Source organism: Mesorhizobium sp. M1143 (assembly GCF_040318435.1).
Taxonomy (GTDB): Bacteria; Pseudomonadota; Alphaproteobacteria; order Rhizobiales; family Rhizobiaceae; genus Mesorhizobium.
In genome coordinates this window covers 1-2,225 of record NZ_JAMYMJ010000154.1, presented here as the reverse complement: position 1 = coordinate 2,225, position 2,225 = coordinate 1, and the positions used below count along the sequence as shown (strand labels likewise).

General features: G+C 57.4%; 2 protein-coding genes and 1 pseudogene. 2 read left to right on the top strand and 1 reads right to left on the bottom strand.

Going from position 1 to position 2,225, the window contains the following annotated elements; translation table 11 throughout:
* Positions 1-788 (bottom strand): porin (locus NKH35_RS31495; RefSeq protein WP_352917551.1); only part of this gene is annotated, 788 nt, incomplete at its 3' end.
* Between the two features lie 510 nt (positions 789-1,298).
* On the opposite strand from NKH35_RS31495, the gene NKH35_RS31490 reads away from it, so the two are divergent.
* Together NKH35_RS31490 and NKH35_RS31485 are read left to right on the top strand one after the other, a co-directional pair.
* A complete protein-coding gene (locus NKH35_RS31490) occupies positions 1,299-1,622 on the top strand; it encodes a hypothetical protein (protein WP_352917550.1) in 324 nt (107 codons plus the stop codon).
* 172 nt (positions 1,623-1,794) lie between these two features.
* Positions 1,795-2,225, top strand: a pseudogene (locus NKH35_RS31485) (coproporphyrinogen III oxidase); the annotation flags it as partial.

Below are 2,225 nucleotides of genomic sequence, written 5' to 3'. Positions count from 1 at the left end.
CCGCGCATTCCGGATAGCAACAGGTCGTTGGGGACATGGAGGTCGCCACGGACCTTGGCGGCCACCGATGCGTCGTCGCGATCATAAGCTGCAACGCCGGTGATCGCTCCCCAGCCATGTGCGTATTTCAAGCCGCCTACTACGTGGGGAGCGTAGCTGTCGATTGTGCCGACCACGTCCGAGCCTTGTTCCAGCGAAACCACGGCCGAAAAACCGTTCCCTGCGTCCAAGTAGTACTGAACCACATTGGTATCGAAAGCGCCGTACGGAGCCGGCGTCTGGTTCAGTACATCACCCGCGCAGCCAATAAACATGTCGAAAGCTGACCGGTCCTTACCAACTCGCAGGCCACCAAGCTGAATCCAGGCGATAGCCAGGCTGCTGCCTCCGTTTAAGGCATAGGACCGAGAACTGTCCGAAACCGATGTCTGGTGGCTGCCGAAGTTCACGCGGGTTTCGGTGTAGGTCTTCAACGTCCCGCGTTCGGTCTCCTGGCCGGTCCAGGTTTTCAATGTGAAGCGTGTGTTGTTTTGCCACGCGCCCTGATGCTCACCAGTCCTCACATCCGAGGTTCTTGAGTGCTCAAACAATCCGACGTTGTAACGGACAGAGCCGCCGATTCGCAGGCAGGTCTCGGTGCCTGAAATGTAGACGTAGCCCGAGCCGTAGACGTTGCAGATCTTGACGTACTCAGTCGGGTCAGGCTCGGCGGCGGTGGTGACGGCGCGAGCGTTGGAAACGGCAATCAGTGCCGCAGTTGAGCCGAGGAGGAGGCTCCTAATGGTCATTGTCGATCTCCGCTTTAATAATAAAGTGATGGACACGAGTGATTCTGTGAACAACTTTGAAACGCGCGCAGTTGTGCTGGGCCGTCAGCTAAGCCCTGAAGGAAGGACTAGAATGTACTCTGGTCATTTTTGTATAATATTTGGTTTTAGCTGCCGATAACGTAATTATCGCCGAAATGGAGGTGTGCAAAGTTTTGTACAATCATCACAGTCAACTCAGCTGGTAGAGGTAGGCGTCACAAACGGTCCTGCATTCGACCGCAAATGACGTGCCAGCCTGACGACCAGCTGCGGCTTGAAGCTCAATTGTGCGGGCGGACCTTGGTTCGCACTTCCTTGTTTTTGCCTTGCGGATCCACCCAAGCACGAACGGAAAACGTTTCGGCTACGGTTCGACTGTTCGCTTCGCGACAGTTTCGTTCATGGGGAGAGCATTGTTTGTGGTGAGCCCGACGTTGAGGCATCATGCGGCGGGACCGCTCGGCACGACGCCGTCATTTTGGCGAGCTGATGGTCGACAACTACGCGCTGCAGCCTTGCATCAAAGCCAGTAGGGCGCCTGCCTTGGCATTGCGGCGGACAGGACTGTCGCGCCGAGCAGGTTCTCGTCCTGAAAGCGGCGTGCCACAGCTAATGCATCTTGCCAGCAATTCAAACAACGAGCTCATCGACATGGCAGAGTTCACTAAGGGGCCGGCACTATCTGGCGAGCAAAATCTGGTCCCAAGCCCGTATGTCTCGCCCATTGTGGCAGCTGCGCTCAGTAGAATCTCCGAGGCGCAGGTGAAGGGAAGGGATGGGATAGTCGAACAAAAGGGGCGCGTGAGGGTCTGACGGATCACCATCATCAGTCGGTGACCAGGTGCTCAGACCATCGCTGTCCGGCCTAAGACTGAACGGCGCCCATTGCTTAGATTCGAGCCCAAACGGAACGGACTGACATAGCGCAAGGACCCAGGCGGGCGCGGTGGGTAGGGTTGGTTGTTATCAGTATGGGATTGTGCCTTTGCAGACCACGAAATTTCGAGAGGCCCGGCTGCCTTGGTACACTATCTATCCGGCTGTGTCGGAGTTCTCTGGGGCGGTCGGCGCCGAGGCTTATGAGGAATGGCTCAGGAACCTGCCGGCTGATGATCCGGTGTCACTCTATCTGCACGTTCCGTTCTGCCGATCAGCCTGCTGGTATTGCGGCTTCCCAACCACCATCACCCGCCGTGATGCGCCCATCCTCAACTATCTGGCGGCGCTGCGTGACGAGATCCGTCTGGTTTCGGAGCGAGTGCCGAAGACGTTGCCCGTGAGCGACATACATTTCGGCGGCGGAACGCCGTCTCTCATCGGGCCAGCCGAGTTCCTCGCTCTGATGGAGTTCCTGCGATGCCGCTTCGCCATCTCGAAAACAGCTACGGTCGCCATCGAGATCGATCCACGCACACT

Excerpts from the sequence above, each read along its gene's own strand:
- NKH35_RS31490 (WP_352917550.1), top strand. The coding sequence starts at position 1,299 with ATGGTCGACAACTACGCGCTGCAGCCTTGCATCAAAGCCAGTAGGGCG.